This window comes from Mesorhizobium sp. M0145, from assembly GCF_040322355.1.
Taxonomy (GTDB): domain Bacteria; phylum Pseudomonadota; class Alphaproteobacteria; order Rhizobiales; family Rhizobiaceae; genus Mesorhizobium.
This window is the reverse complement of the sequence record NZ_JAMYTK010000011.1, coordinates 1-11949: the sequence shown is the minus strand read 5'-3', so window position 1 is coordinate 11949 and position 11949 is coordinate 1. Positions and strand designations below refer to the sequence as shown.

14 protein-coding genes are annotated in these 11949 nt (G+C 62.8%); 3 read left to right on the top strand and 11 right to left on the bottom strand.

The annotated features are described in order from the left end of the window. Positions 1-55: 55 nt before the first annotated feature. The gene (gene uvrC / locus NKJ28_RS17110; protein WP_352636512.1) at positions 56-2134 is read right to left on the bottom strand and encodes an excinuclease ABC subunit UvrC; all 2079 of its coding nucleotides are present in this window, start codon (positions 2132-2134) and stop codon (positions 56-58) included. After that, entirely contained in the window at positions 2131-2907 is a 777-nt protein-coding gene (locus NKJ28_RS17105; protein ID WP_352569697.1) for an SDR family oxidoreductase, read from the bottom strand. The genes uvrC and NKJ28_RS17105 overlap by 4 nt, the downstream gene beginning before the upstream one ends. Positions 2908-3327: 420 nt before the next feature. Here NKJ28_RS17105 and NKJ28_RS17100 point away from each other — a divergent pair, with 420 nt between their 5' ends. Further along, positions 3328-3978 carry an outer membrane protein gene (locus tag NKJ28_RS17100; RefSeq protein ID WP_292662341.1) on the top strand — a complete coding sequence of 217 codons (651 nt, stop codon included), beginning with the start codon at positions 3328-3330 and terminating at the stop codon, positions 3976-3978. A 78-nt stretch (positions 3979-4056) separates the two neighbouring features. On the opposite strand, the gene NKJ28_RS17095 is transcribed toward NKJ28_RS17100, so the two are convergent. From NKJ28_RS17095 to NKJ28_RS17085, 3 genes are all read right to left on the bottom strand, one after another. Then, a complete protein-coding gene (locus tag NKJ28_RS17095; RefSeq protein WP_352569696.1) occupies positions 4057-4653 on the bottom strand; it encodes a glutathione S-transferase family protein in 597 nt (198 codons plus the stop codon). Positions 4654-5135: 482 nt separating this feature from the next. Beyond that, positions 5136-5573 carry a hypothetical protein gene (locus tag NKJ28_RS17090; RefSeq protein ID WP_084641221.1) on the bottom strand — a complete coding sequence of 146 codons (438 nt, stop codon included), beginning with the start codon at positions 5571-5573 and terminating at the stop codon, positions 5136-5138. Positions 5574-6065: 492 nt separating this feature from the next. Next, a complete protein-coding gene (locus NKJ28_RS17085; protein ID WP_352594392.1) occupies positions 6066-6596 on the bottom strand; it encodes a DinB family protein in 531 nt (176 codons plus the stop codon). Positions 6597-6658: 62 nt separating this feature from the next. Here NKJ28_RS17085 and NKJ28_RS17080 point away from each other — a divergent pair, with 62 nt between their 5' ends. Continuing rightward, positions 6659-7294 carry a TetR/AcrR family transcriptional regulator gene (locus tag NKJ28_RS17080; protein ID WP_502896680.1) on the top strand — a complete coding sequence of 212 codons (636 nt, stop codon included), beginning with the start codon at positions 6659-6661 and terminating at the stop codon, positions 7292-7294. A 38-nt stretch (positions 7295-7332) separates the two neighbouring features. Here NKJ28_RS17080 and NKJ28_RS17075 read toward each other — a convergent pair whose 3' ends face one another. From NKJ28_RS17075 to NKJ28_RS17055, 5 genes are all read right to left on the bottom strand, one after another. Then, on the bottom strand, positions 7333-8085 hold the full coding sequence (locus tag NKJ28_RS17075; RefSeq protein WP_352636511.1) for a sulfite exporter TauE/SafE family protein: 753 nt from the start codon (positions 8083-8085) through the stop codon (positions 7333-7335). A 125-nt stretch (positions 8086-8210) separates the two neighbouring features. After that, positions 8211-8663: a hypothetical protein gene (locus NKJ28_RS17070; RefSeq protein WP_023677684.1), complete on the bottom strand. Its 453-nt coding sequence runs from the start codon at positions 8661-8663 to the stop codon at positions 8211-8213. A 124-nt stretch (positions 8664-8787) separates the two neighbouring features. Continuing rightward, positions 8788-9636, bottom strand: coding sequence for a 23S rRNA (adenine(2030)-N(6))-methyltransferase RlmJ (locus NKJ28_RS17065; RefSeq protein ID WP_352622390.1), 849 nt, complete (start codon positions 9634-9636; stop codon positions 8788-8790). Continuing rightward, positions 9633-10244 carry a hypothetical protein gene (locus NKJ28_RS17060; protein ID WP_023677686.1) on the bottom strand — a complete coding sequence of 204 codons (612 nt, stop codon included), beginning with the start codon at positions 10242-10244 and terminating at the stop codon, positions 9633-9635. The genes NKJ28_RS17065 and NKJ28_RS17060 overlap by 4 nt, the downstream gene beginning before the upstream one ends. A 4-nt stretch (positions 10245-10248) precedes the next feature. Continuing rightward, a complete protein-coding gene (locus NKJ28_RS17055) occupies positions 10249-10920 on the bottom strand; it encodes a TetR/AcrR family transcriptional regulator (protein WP_352636510.1) in 672 nt (223 codons plus the stop codon). Between the two features lie 85 nt (positions 10921-11005). On the opposite strand from NKJ28_RS17055, the gene NKJ28_RS17050 reads away from it, so the two are divergent. Further along, complete coding sequence (locus NKJ28_RS17050; RefSeq protein ID WP_352636509.1) at positions 11006-11473, top strand: carboxymuconolactone decarboxylase family protein; 468 nt, start codon at positions 11006-11008, stop codon at positions 11471-11473. Between the two features lie 27 nt (positions 11474-11500). Here the strand turns inward: NKJ28_RS17050 and NKJ28_RS17045 are convergent. Continuing rightward, positions 11501-11949 (bottom strand): phosphotransferase (locus tag NKJ28_RS17045; protein ID WP_352636508.1); only part of this gene is annotated, 449 nt, incomplete at its 5' end.

The following is an 11949-nucleotide window of genomic DNA, read 5'->3' as shown; positions in this document are numbered from 1 at the left end:
GTGGGGGGTCAACAGGCCAGAATCGATTAGCCAGCCGAAATGTCGGCAATACGTCTTAGCTCTCGTGAAAATGATTGTAGACCAATTTCGCCACCTGCTCGGAAATGCCGTCGACCTTGACCAGGTCCTCGACGGCGGCGCGGCTGACCGCCTTGGCCGTACCGAAATGCATCAGCAGCGCGCGCTTGCGGCCGGGGCCGATGCCGCTGATCTCGTCGAGCGGGCTCTTGACCATCTCCTTCTTGCGGCGGGCGCGGTGCGAACCGATGGCGAAACGATGGACCTCGTCGCGCAGCCGCTGGACGAAATAGAGGACCGGATCGCGTACGGGCAGCGAGAATGGGGCCTTGCCCTTGACGAAGAAGCGTTCGCGGCCTGCATCACGGTCCTGACCCTTGGCGATGCCGATGGCCACGACGCGGTCCTCGATGCCGAGATCGGCGAGGATCTTGCGCACCGCCGTCATCTGCCCTTGGCCGCCGTCGATGAGGATGACGTCGGGCCAGGCGGGGAAGCCGCCCGCGTCCTCGATATCGTCGCCCGGTTCGGTAGGGCTCGCCTCGCCCGCGCCCTCGGTTTGCGGGGCGTCGCCATGTTCCTTCAACAGCCGCGAAAAGCGCCGCTGCATCACCTCGCGCATCATGCCGAAATCGTCGCCCGGCGTGATCTCGGTCGAGCGGATGTTGAACTTTCGATACTGGTTCTTCACAAAACCTTCCGGCCCGGCGACGACCATGGCGCCGACGGCGTTGGTGCCCATGATGTGCGAGTTGTCATAGACCTCGATGCGCACCGGCGGTTTTTCCAGGCCGAAGGTCTCGGCAAAGCCAGTGAGCAGCCGCGCCTGGGTCGAGGTTTCGGCGAGCCGCCGGCCGAGCGCCTCGCGCGCGTTCTGCAGCGCGTTGTCGGTCAGGTCCTTCTTCTCGCCGCGCTGCGGCACCGAGATCGAGACCTTGCGGCCGGCGCGGGTGGAGAGCGCCTCCGCCAGCAAGTCCTGGTCCTCGACGCCATGCGACAACAGGATGGTGCGCGGCGTCGGCTTGTCGTCGTAGAACTGCGCCAGGAACGATCCCAGCACCTCGCCGGCTTCGAGCGCCGGATCTGCCTTGGGAAAATAGGCGCGGTTGCCCCAGTTCTGGCCGGTGCGGAAGAAGAACACCTGGATGCAGACCTGGCCGCCCTCCTGATGGATGGCGAAGACATCTGCCTCGTCGACGGTCTGCGGATTGATGCCTTGATGGCTCTGCACATGCGACAGCGCCGCCAGCCGATCGCGATAGATGGCGGCGCGTTCGAAATCGAGGTTCTCCGAAGCCTGCTGCATGGCGGCGGAGATCTCCGTCTTCACCTTCTGGCTGCGGCCGGAGAGAAAATCCTTCGCCTCGGCGACAAGCCTTGCATAGTCGCCGTGCGAGATTTCGCCGGTGCACGGGCCGGCGCAGCGCTTGATCTGGAACAAAAGGCAAGGCCGGGTGCGGTTCTCGTAGAAGGAGTCGGTGCAGCTCCTGAGCAGGAAGGCGCGCTGCAGCGAGTTGATGGTACGGCCAACTGCGCCGGCCGAGGCGAAGGGGCCGAAATAGTCGCCCTTGCGCGAGCGCGCGCCGCGGTGCTTGTAAATACCGGGCGAGACATGGTCGCCGGTCAACAGGATATAGGGGAACGACTTGTCGTCGCGCATCAGCACGTTGAAGCGTGGCCGCAAGCGCTTGATGAGGTTGGCTTCAAGCAGCAGCGCTTCGATCTCGGTGCGGGTGACGACGAACTCCATGGTCGATGTCTCGCGCACCATGCGGCCGATACGGCTGGTGTGGAACCGGCCTTGCGCGTAGCTGGTGACCCGCTTCTTCAGGCTGCGTGCCTTGCCGACATAGAGCACGTCGCCGGCGGCATTCATCATGCGGTAGACGCCGGGCGCATTGGGCAGCCGCTTTACCAGCGTCTGGATCACCTCGGCGCCGACCATGCCGTCGGCGTCGCCGGCATGCGGGGTCCAGTCGATGGCGGTGAAGGTAACGTCCGGACCGCTGGCTGCAGGCTCGACGACCTCCTCGGCCGCCTCGTCCTCGAGGTCGATTTCGGGCGGCAGGTCGTCGGCGCCACCGCGCGTTTTTTGTTTCTGGTCCATGGGGCTCATTCCGTCATGCCTGTCACATCGGGCGTCTGCCATGCAAGATGCTGGCCGCCGTCAAGCGCGATCATCTGGCCGGTGACCGAGCGTGCCGCCCAGAGATAACGGATAGTGGCACCGAATTCCGGCAATTCCGGGCCGCGTTTCAGGATCAGCCCGGCAATCTGGGCATCGAAATCGCTGTCGTGCTGGCGCGTGTTCTTCAAGGTCGGGCCAGGACCAATGGCGTTGACACGGATGCGGGGACCCAGCGCCTGCGCCATCATCTCGGTCGCCGCCCACAAGGTCGACTTCGACAGCGCATAGGAGAAATAACGCGGCGTCGGTCGCCAGACGCGCTGATCGATCATGTTGACGATCAGCCCCTCACTGTTCTGCGGCAAGGCCCGGGCGAAAGTCTGTGCCAACAGCGCCGGCGCCTTGACATGCATGGCGAAATGGCGATCCCAGGCCGGCCAGTCGAAATCCTCAACGCTGTCGTGCTCGAACAGCGAGGCGTTGTTGACCAGCAGCGACACCGGCCCGAGTGCCGCCGCAGCGCGGCCGACAAGGTTGCTGACCGCGTCCATGTCGGTCAGGTCGGCAGCAACCACTGCGGCCCGGCCATGTCGACCAAAATGACCACTGGTGATCTGGGCCGCCAGTTCCTCCGCCTCGGCCAGCGAGCGATTGCAATGAATGGCGACGGCAAAACCATGCGCGGCAAGATCTTCGACGATCGCCCTGCCGATCCGCTTCGCCCCGCCCGTCACCAGTGCCGTCGCGGCGACCTTGCTCATCTGTCAATCCTTAATCCGATGCCGATTCCGACCTGCCGGGATCGCGCCGGCAAATTATGGCCCGCCAAGCGTTAAATCCCATTTCCACCTGGGGCAGGATTGTGGCAAAGTGGCCGGTGGGCGTTTTGGCTCGACCGGAATTCGGGCCAGCCCGCCCGCAATATAGGGCGCTGGAGCCCTTACACCAAGCCGTGTGCAGTGCAGCACGGCGAACCTGCTGACATTCGCTGTTGCGAAGATGCAACGTCAAGGTTCTGCCTCATTCGTGCCAGGTAATGACCCAAGTTCAGGTTCGCTTCAGCCGCATTTCGACACGACATTTGGAACCGTTGAACGCCGGATCCGTTTCACCCCCCGGACGGGTTGAGGGCGCTCATGAAAAAACAAGCCTGTGTCCTGTGGCTTAAGGAGTAAAGAACAATGCAAGCCAATCTTAAATTTGCGCGACCGCTCGCGGTGGCGTTTGGGCTGTTCGCCCTCGGCGGAACCGCCTATGCCGCGGACGTGGTTCAGGAAGAGCCGCCGGCACCTGCCCCGATCGCAGAACTTCCGGTCGCATCCTGGGCCGGTCCCTATGCCGGTGTGAGCGTCGGCTACGGCTTCGCTGGCCATGCCAAAGCCAAAGACATTGGCGTCGACGTCGACACCAAGGGTTTTGTCGGCGGCGTCTTCGGCGGCTATAACTGGCAGCAGGAGAACTTCGTCTACGGTGCCGAAGCCGATATCGGCTACAACGGCGTCAAGGGCGACGATGCCGGCATCGAGGCCAAGGGTGGCTTCGAAGGCTCGCTGCGTGCCCGCCTCGGCTACGCTGTCACCCCGGATATCCTGCTCTACGGCACCGCCGGTGGCGCGCTGAAGAACCAGAAGATTGAAGCTGCCGGCGTAAGCGACACCAACACGCAGTTTGGCTGGACAGCCGGCGTGGGTACCGACATCAAGATCACCGACAATGTGTTCGGCCGTGTCGAGTATCGTTACACGGACTTCGGCAGGAAGGACTTCGACGGTATCGGCAAGGTCAAGTCGACCGACAATCGCGTCACCTTCGGCGTCGGTATGAAGTTCTAAGTCGTCCAAGCCACGACACGAAAAAGCCGGGCCTCGCGCCCGGCTTTTTTTGTTGGCATCGGTTGAGACCGCTTGTCCTCAAGCCGGGATAGCGGGCTTCAGCTCCGGGAATTTCTCGTCGAAGCGTGCCGCCCAGCGCGTCAGCCGGCCGCGGCCCTTTTCCCATTTTCCAGCGAAGCGCAGCGAGAGATAGCCGAGGCAGGCGCGCAGTGCGATCTGGCCGAGGGTGATTTTCTTCGGCAGCTTCGGCGGGTTCGCGTTGAGCAGATCGAGCGCGGCCGAAATCTTCGTCCACTGGCGCTCGAGCCAAGGCTGGTAGACCATCTCTTCCGGCCGTGTGCGCCGCTCATAGACCATCGACAGCGCGCAGTCGCAGATGCCGTCGGCCAATGCCTCCAGCACCTCCGCCTCAAGGCGCTTGTCGGGATTGCGCGGAAACAATGCGTTCTTCGACATCCGGTTGAGATGCTGGGTGATGGCGCGGCTGTCGTGGACCGAGCGGCCGTCATCGAGCACCAGCACCGGGATCTTGCCGAGCGGATTGGCGCCGATCAGTTCGGCCGGCCTTTCCTCGGTCTTTATCGGCACGAGATCGACCGCAATGCGGGCATGAAGTGCTGCCATGCGCACCTTGGAACTGTAGGGGGAAGTAGACGCGTAGAGCAGTCTGGGCATTGTCGATTCCTGTTTGCCGGCTACAGCTCCATATGCCCCGTTGGACGCGCAAAAGGACGCTGTAGCATTGTGACTTCGCGCATGACCCTTACCGAAAATCGATTCCGACAGGGGCTCGTGCGTGGCACTGTTGACCGATCATGCAGGGTTCATCAACGGCCAGAGGCGGAAAACCGCGCCGCCAGCGTGCAGCCATAGTCTCGCGTTCGGATGCGATCCGGAGGTGCGGCGGCAGACGCGAGCAGGTCGGACAATCCAGATCCGAGCAACTACCAACTCGGCCTTGCACCGAAGGTTGGTTTTGGCAGCCACGAATATCCCACCGGACTTCGCCGCATGGCGAAGTCCTGGGAGCTGCGAAAAGACGTCTTCCTCCCGCCTCTTTCTGGTCCTGCCCGACTGTCAACCAAGAAGCGAGGCGCCTGTCCGGCATCCCGCCCTGGCTGTCTTGAGTACTGTCCCCTGCGACAGCAGGACCGCGACTACTTCTTGGCCTTCGCCTTTGCGGGCGCTGCCTTCGGCTTGGCCGCGGGCGCTGCTTTCTTCACTGCTGCAGAAGATTTCGCAGCGGCGGCCTTTGCCGGTGCTGCCTTCTTCGCAGCGGGCTTCGCCGCGGCCTTTGCAGCCGGCTTCTTGGCCGGTGCCGCCTTCTTTGCCGGTGCAGCCTTGGCCTTGGCCGGTGCTGCTTTTGCCTTGGCCGGTGCTGCTTTCTTCACGGCTGGTTTTGCCGCGGCCTTGGCGGCCGGCTTTTTGGCCGGCGCTGCTTTTGCCTTAGGCGCAGCGGCCTTCGCTTTGGCCGCGGGTGCTGCTTTCTTCACAGCAGTTGCGGCCTTTGCCGCGGCTGCTTTTGCCGGTGCTTTCTTTGCCGGTGACTTTGCCGGTGCCTTGGATGCCGGCGCTTTGGATGACTGCTTAGCCATATCATGCCCCTTCCGTTGTGCCGACGGCCGTTATTGACCCGGCGCGCATTGCATATCTGACTCGCGGCTTGCTAGCCAGCGAAGCATTAGAATGATTTTTGTAGCTTAAGTTTCGGTTACGGCGAGCGCGCGACCATTTTACCCGCGCAAAAATCGGCTGCGAATCTTTGTGTCCCGCAGCGAAGTTCTGCGACAGAAATTCTGGTCGCTCTATCTCGACCGGTCTTCTCGTCAAGCTCATGACCTGTTCGACCAGCTTTGCGCTTCAACGTCCGACGCTCGGCGCGAACATTGTCAAGAGCGAAGGCGGTCGCCCGCCTCGTCTTGTCCGAAACGATAAACTACAGGTAAGTAGGAAGCAACGCGACGAGCACGCCGCTGCACTATCTTGCACGACGCGATGAAAGTAAGCAGATAGCTCGCATTTCTAAAGGACAGGATATCGTTCGATAGATCCGGTCGAGCCGACCGTGATCGAAAGCGCTCGGCCGTTCAGGCGCCGAGCGGTTCACGGCTTATCTGCAGCCGGCGCGAAGGCTCGGCCCTGTGGAGATGGACGGCGAAGGTATCCCATGGCGGCATGACCGAAATCTGCGCCAGGATGCGCCCCGCTTCACCGCGATGATAGCCGCCGTGCAGTACGACGTGGGTCAGCATTTCCTGTCGCGACATCAATGCCTTATCCCCGTCGGTGAACACGAATGCGACGGGCTCGGACAGCTGCCGCGACGAAACGGTTTCGAGATAATCGAGATACCAGCGATCGGTCGCTGCGACCGCGGCGCGAAGTTCGTCGAACGCCGGCGTGTCCTCGGTGGTGTCGGCGGAGTAGCCATGGCTTGCGTCAACCAGGTGCGCCGAGAATATCCGCGACACCACATGGCTGTGATCGACGAGCCGTATCACGGCCTGCCGTTCCTTGCCGTGAACATGCGGGTCGAGACTCGCGAGCTTTTCCAGCAGTTCGTCATTGGCCCAGGCCTGATAGGCAAACAGGCTGCGAAGCAGAGCGAGCGCATTCATGGTCGGTGTCCTTTTCCGGAAATGCGAGTATGTTGTTTATATTTTCAGGAGAATGGGCGAACGTGTCTACTCGCATTGCAAAACCGCATCCGCGCATGCGCAAACAGCCGCGCCAGGCGCGTTCCAGGGCAACCGTCGAGGCGATCATCGAGGCGGCGGCTCATGTTCTGAGCGGGCTGGGCTGGGCCGGCTTCACCACCAACAAGGTTGCCGAGACAACAGGTGTAAGCATCGGCACGCTCTACCAGTATTTTCCCGACAAGCTTTCCCTGCTCGCTGCCGTCCGGCGCCGTCACTTCGATCATGTGCTGTCGGTCATTCGCGATTCGGCGGAAGACCAAAAGCCGCTCAGGAAATTCGCGCAGGAGCTGGTGCGCGGCATGATCGCCGCGCACAGCATTCACCCGACACTACATCAGGTGCTGCTCGACGAGGCGCCGGGCGATCGCGGCTCCAGGGCCGCCCATGCTTCGTTCCAGGCACAATACCTCAACCACTATGCGACTGCTGTCGCCACTTATCGCAAGCCAAGGAAAGGCGCCGACATGCAGACCGTGGCGCGCGTGCTGTCGTCAGCGATCGAAGGTGTGATCCACAACGCGGCACGCCGGAACATGCTCGCCGCGCCGGAGCTGCAAAAGCAACTCGTCGAACTGGTCTGCGCCTACCTATCGGGAGCAGGCCGCATCGGTCGATAGCGCATGGCACGGCGGAAGTCGGGATTTCTGTGTGTCGTTCAAACCCGGCTTATGAGGTGCGGCAAGGACGATGCCAACAATGCCGCACCTGATGCGGCCAAGAGTGCGAGGACGATCTTTCGAAAAGTCGCCTCGCTAACGCCGATGTAGAGTCTCGCGCCAAGGAGTGTTGGTATCAACATCGCCGGCGCGACGACGGCAAACATCGGCAGCATTTCGAGCTTGATCTTTCCGGCCGCAAGATAGGCAGCCATCGTCATGGAGAGGGTCACAAGGTTGAAATTCTGGATGACAATACGCCGCCTGTCCTTTTCCCATTGGCGCAGCACGCACCACAGCGTTGGAACCGGGCCGGTGAAGCCGCCAAGTCCACCCATGACGCCGCCGACCAGACCTATTGCACCGTCTGCAACAGGACCCCCGACCGTGATGGGAGGGAGGCGACGCGCAAAGAGCATCAAGGGACACCAAACGACCAGCAGCGCGCCGAAGACCAGCTTGAACAACTGCACATCCAGCAAGGGCAGGATGGCGACACCGACCGGAATCCCTATGGTCCCGCCGATCAGGAAGGGCAGCAGAAGCCTGAGATCGAAACCCCGGCGGACGGTGACGGCGGCGATGATCTGGCCGGTGAGCGCCCCAAAGACCGCCATGGCAGCAGCAAGCTGGGGCTCCACGGTCCAAACCCAAAACGACATGGCAACCAGACTGAAAGCGAACCCGGACAGCCCCTGGACGAAGCCTGCAACGACCGCGCCGAGAGCAACAGTATAAACAAGCGAATCCATGTGGTGCTGTTTCCCCGCAAACTCGTGACAGCAGATCGCGCTTCCCGCGAATGCTGCGCCTCATGGAAACGGTGACGGTCGATCAGGTGGCCGGTGCTAAAAAGTCGGAATCAGCGAGTGCGCGATCAGCGCAGGACGCGGCAGCGGCCGTTGTAGACCATCCAGCGGTCGAAGCCCGAGACGCAGAATTCGACATTGTCGCCGATCGAGGCAAAACCCTGGCCTTCCTCGATCAGGTACCAGATGGTGCGGGCGCCGCCGTCGGAGAGGCTGACGGTGGCGCCGCAATAACGGCGGCCGATCGGCCAGGTGTCGTCGGCCGGCAGATAGCGATGCTGGTGGATGCGCTGGAAGTCGACGATCTGCACATCGGGCAGATGCGGCACGTGATGCACCTGATAGGAGAAGCGGTCGGTGATCTTGTTCAGCACCCAGGCCTCGCCGCAGACGCCGCTATCCTCGTCGGTATAGATTGCAAGGTCGGCCGCCTGGACTGCCTGGGTGACGCCAAGAGGCGCGGCCAGCGGCGTGCAAAAGGCGAGCAGTGCGGCAAGGGCGGATTGGGCGAAGCGAGTCATGGCAGCCTCTCAAGGTCGACTGCGTGCACTGTGCGGATTCGCTGACGCGCGGTCAAGCGGTTGTAGCGACCGTGGTTGTGGTGACGATGGTTGCGCTGACGGAACGGCAGGGCCGCGCCTCAAACTACTCTCCCGCCAGCCAGTCCAGCGTCCAATGCGACGGCTGCTCAAGTGCAAGCAGCCGGTGCAGCGCCGGCAGCAGCGTCCGTAACTCGCCTTCCAGCGTGAAGGGCGGATTGACCACCACCATGCCGCAGCCGTCGAGGCTCGGCTCGACGGCGTCCGGCCTGATCTCAAAACCGATGTCGAGCAGCTTCGAAATGCCCGTCTGCTTCAGCGCCTTGCGGAAGGCGGCGACCGCCCTGCGGTCCTTGAGCGGATACCACAGCGCGTAAATCCCTCCTGGCCAGCGCCGATGGGCTCTTTGCAGCCCGTCGACCAAGCGACCGAACTCGCCCTCTTCCTCGAAAGGCGGATCGATGAGCACGAGGCCGCGCTTTTCCTTTGGCGGCAGATGCGCGCCGAGCGCCAGCCAGCCGTCGAGCTCGATCACCCGGGTCTGGAAGTCACCGTCGAACAGCGCCTTCAGCCTGACGACATCCTTAGGGTGCAGTTCGACTGCCGACAGCCGGTCCTGCTTGCGCATCAGGTGCCGGGCGATCAGCGGCGAACCCGGGTATTTTTTCACGCCGCCGTCCGGATTGAGCGAATTTACGGCTTCAAGATACGGTGACAGCAGTGCCGCCGCCGGCGCATCGAGGGCCGCATCGACGAGCCGGCCGATGCCGCCTTGCCATTCGCCGGTCTTTTGCGCTTCGGTCGAGGACAGATCGTAGCGGCCGATCCCGGCATGGGTGTCGATGACCCGAAACGCCTTGTCCTTCTGCTTCAGATATTCGATCAGCCGACTGAGCACGACATGCTTGACGACATCGGCGAAGTTCCCGGCATGGTAGGCGTGGCGATAGTTCAATTGGAGCCCCTGCCCCAGCGCGGCGGTGGCGGCTGCGAGTTTGGATTTTCCGGCCGGCGGCCGCCGAAACGGAATGCCAGCACCAGCCCGACCAGGCCGGCCGCCATCAGGGAAAAACCGACCGGGCGCGCCCGGCGGTCGACCTCGCCGGCACCCGAGCGCAGGACGAGATCGACGGCCCGCATCGGAATGCCTTCGGCGTCGCCCGGACCGACGGTGAAGATGTAGGAACCAGGGGTAACGGTCGGGATCAGGCCGGCCTCGTCGCGAAAGATCCTGTCCGGCAGTTGCGGGCTGACCTGGCGCGGATTGTCGGAGTGATTGAACTGCAGCGTCGAGGCGAGCACCGTCCTGCCGCCTGTGGCGGCAGTGAGGGTCAACACAGTGCGCTGCTGCGAGACGATGCGCTCGGCTCTCGCCGTAAGGTCGACCAGCACGCGTAGCGGCCCGTCGCGTGCGCTCAGGGGCACGGTCACCGGCTTGAACCGGCCCTGGTCGTAAACCCGCCAGGTGCCGATCTCACGGCCGGAGAAATTGGTCATCGCCCAGGGATAGACGACGCCGATGCCGGTACCGATGAGCAGTATCAGGGCGAACAGGGAGCGCATGAGGTCAAGACCCGGTGTTCGGCGCGCTGGCGCAGTCGCGGGCGTTCTCCATTTCGTCCAGGAGCATGTCAAGGCCGAGATCAAACGTCCGGTCGAATTCGGCGGTGCCGAAATAACGCCCGGCCGCAGCTACTTTTGGAAAATCCTGCGCCAGTTGCTCGTCGCTGACGATGGTCACGGCCGAAGGCCCCCTTGCATAGCCGGCAGTCTCGTCGAGGATGGCACCCATCAGATAATAGCCGGTGGTGCGGAACAGCCGCGCACCCAGTTCCGGTCGGAAGCCGCCGGCCTCGAACAGGCCAAGGATGCCGTTCAGCCAAGTGAGACAGGTCGGCGAATTCATCCGGTAGGTTACAAGGAACGTGGCAAAGGCCGGGTGCTCACGCGCGACGCGGCGGAAATCCTGCACGGCAATGCGTAACCTTTGTCGCCAAGGGAGGTCCGCGTCGGGCATTTCGAGGGAGCCGATCAGCCGATCCACCAAGGCTTCGAAGAGATGCGCCACCGAAGGAAAGTGGTGATAGATGCTCATGGCTTCGCAGCCGAGTTCTGCCGCCAGCTTGCGCATCGAAAACCCGGCGAGGCCCTCGCTCTCGATAACCTTCAAAGCCGCATCCTCGATCATCTCGCGAGACAGCCGGCCGCGCAGTCGCTTTTTTTTGATCGATGTGTCCATGGTATCGCTTGACAACTTACACTGTAAGGTTCATTTTCGACGTTACCTTACACCGTAAGGCCAACAAACGCCAGAGGAGAACGTCATGTCTGCCTATCGTACTCTTTCATCAACGCATTCTTCCATCCGCCGTGCCTGCCTGCTCGCCGCCACCTGTGTGCTGACGCTGGCTGCAGCTCCTTCTTATGCCGATGAGTATGACGCAACCGTCAAGGACATCCAGTCGACCATGGGCGGGGTGCCCGGTTTCGTAAAGCAGTTCCCGAAAGCCGGTCTGCCCGGTGCATGGGCCGAGGTCAAGGCCATCCAGCTCAGCGACAAGACGGCGCTGTCGCCGAAGGTCAAGTCGCTGATCTCGCTGGCGGTGGCGGCGCAAATCCCGTGCAACTACTGTATCTGGTCGGACACGCAGGACGCCAAGCGCGCCGGCGCCACCGACGAGGAGATACAGGAGGCGGTCGCCGTTTCAGCGCTGACCCGCCATTGGAGCACCATCTTCAACGGCATGCAGGTCGATTTCGATACGTTCAGGAAGGAGATGGGCGGGCAGTAATGCTTTCGTTATTAGAGCGGGACGCGTTCAGACTGAATTAGCCTTCCCGCTTCGACTGTTTGTGTGATCCGCCAGCACCTCATCGATGACCCGCCACGATTTTTCCGCCTCGCGCTGGTTGCCGTCATGTCCCGAAGCGACGATCAGCGCCTTCCACAACGCCCAGCCCCGTGCGCGCGCCCAGCTGTGCTCGTCAAGGGCAATGGCGTCGCGGAACGCCTGACGGCTCTCGCCGTAAAATTCCGTCCACGCGATCACCAGATCACAGGCAGGATCGCCGATAGCCGAACTACCGAAATCGACGACCGCGTAGAGCTTGCCATCTTCGACGAGCAGATTGCCCGAGGCGACGTCGCCATGGACCCAGACCGGCGGGCCCGGGCCGAGCCGGGGGCCGGCCCGGGGCCCCCCCCGCCCCCCGGGCGGCCGGGGGGGGGGGGCCCCCCCCCGCCCCCCGCCCGCCCGGGGCGCGGGCG

Excerpts from the sequence above, each read along its gene's own strand:
- uvrC (WP_352636512.1), bottom strand. The coding sequence starts at position 2,134 with ATGAGCCCCATGGACCAGAAACAAAAAACGCGCGGTGGCGCCGACGAC.
- NKJ28_RS17105 (WP_352569697.1), bottom strand. The coding sequence starts at position 2,907 with ATGAGCAAGGTCGCCGCGACGGCACTGGTGACGGGCGGGGCGAAGCGG.
- NKJ28_RS17100 (WP_292662341.1), top strand. The coding sequence starts at position 3,328 with ATGCAAGCCAATCTTAAATTTGCGCGACCGCTCGCGGTGGCGTTTGGG.
- NKJ28_RS17095 (WP_352569696.1), bottom strand. The coding sequence starts at position 4,653 with ATGCCCAGACTGCTCTACGCGTCTACTTCCCCCTACAGTTCCAAGGTG.
- NKJ28_RS17090 (WP_084641221.1), bottom strand. The coding sequence starts at position 5,573 with ATGGCTAAGCAGTCATCCAAAGCGCCGGCATCCAAGGCACCGGCAAAG.
- NKJ28_RS17085 (WP_352594392.1), bottom strand. The coding sequence starts at position 6,596 with ATGAATGCGCTCGCTCTGCTTCGCAGCCTGTTTGCCTATCAGGCCTGG.
- NKJ28_RS17075 (WP_352636511.1), bottom strand. The coding sequence starts at position 8,085 with ATGGATTCGCTTGTTTATACTGTTGCTCTCGGCGCGGTCGTTGCAGGC.
- NKJ28_RS17070 (WP_023677684.1), bottom strand. The coding sequence starts at position 8,663 with ATGACTCGCTTCGCCCAATCCGCCCTTGCCGCACTGCTCGCCTTTTGC.
- NKJ28_RS17060 (WP_023677686.1), bottom strand. The coding sequence starts at position 10,244 with ATGCGCTCCCTGTTCGCCCTGATACTGCTCATCGGTACCGGCATCGGC.
- NKJ28_RS17055 (WP_352636510.1), bottom strand. The coding sequence starts at position 10,920 with ATGGACACATCGATCAAAAAAAAGCGACTGCGCGGCCGGCTGTCTCGC.
- NKJ28_RS17050 (WP_352636509.1), top strand. The coding sequence starts at position 11,006 with ATGTCTGCCTATCGTACTCTTTCATCAACGCATTCTTCCATCCGCCGT.